This is a genomic window from Nocardia farcinica (assembly GCF_029867845.1).
Taxonomy (GTDB): domain Bacteria; phylum Actinomycetota; class Actinomycetes; order Mycobacteriales; family Mycobacteriaceae; genus Nocardia; species Nocardia farcinica_A.
The window spans coordinates 1-1,042 of record NZ_JARWRU010000597.1 but is presented as its reverse complement, the minus strand read 5'-3'; the positions used below and the strand labels follow the sequence as shown (position 1 = coordinate 1,042).

Annotated in this window: 1 pseudogene; it reads right to left on the bottom strand. The window is 77.3% G+C overall.

What is annotated here, in order from left to right:
- Positions 1 to 1,042: pseudogene (locus QH283_RS13050) on the bottom strand (hypothetical protein); the annotation flags it as partial.

Below are 1,042 nucleotides of genomic sequence, written 5' to 3'. Positions count from 1 at the left end.
CCGCCACCCGGGGTTTGGGGGGGGGGGGGGGGGGGGGCGGGGCGCGGGCGGGGGGGCCCGCCCGGCCGCCGCGGTGCCCCGCCCACTCCACCCGGCTCCCCCCGCCTCCCCCCCATCCCCCCCCGCAGCCCGCGAGCACGGCCAACAACGGCGAACGCTTCTCCCGCCGGTCGTAGGGCTCCCGGTACCCCTGATCGGCGTCGTACCGGCCCTGTTGCGCGTACGGGTCCTGTTGCCCGGCATAGGGATCGTGGTGGCCGCCGTACGGATCGCCCTGCGCCGCATAGGGATCGGGCTGCGCGCCGTAGGGATCGGCCTGTGCCGCGTACGGACGTGCCTGTGCCGCGTAGGGATCGGGTCGCGGCCCATAGGGTTCGTCGTGCGCGTACGGATCGCGCTGCGCGCCGTAGGGTTCCGGCTGCGGTGGATAGGGGTCGGCGTAGGCCTCCTGCCGCGCGCTGTAGGCCCGGCCGTACGGCGCGTCGTAGCCGTCCTCGGCCGGCGGGTAGTTCCCCGCGCCAGGATGTGGTTCGGCCTCCGCCGGATAGCGCCTGGTCTCCGGCGCGGGCTGGGGGATCTCACGCACCGGCGGCGCCGGGTAGCGGGTGGTGGCGGGGGCGATCAGCTCGTCCCGGTCCTCGTCGCTGCTGTAGGCGGGAGCGCCCACGTAGCCCTGTGCGCCGGAGGCCGGTGCGTCGTACTGCCGGGTGGACTCGGCCGCGCCCTCGGCGAACCCCGCGGGCACGCGATAGGTGCCGGAGGGGTGTTCGTCGGAGTAGGGCTGGCCGCCGCGGCCCGTCTCGGCGAAGGCCGGGGACTGGGGCCGCGAGATCGGCCCGGACGGCCGCGGGGGCGTCGACGGCCGCGACACCGGCGGGACCCCCGAGACCGGCGCGGCAGGCGGGACCGGCGCGGACACCGGGGTGGAGACGGCGGGCGGAACGGCCGGGATCGACGCGCTGGCGGGCACGTCCTCGGGCCGCTTCCCCTCCTCGTACAGGTGGGCGTCCGGGAACGGGCGCACCTGCGGAATGGCGCCGGA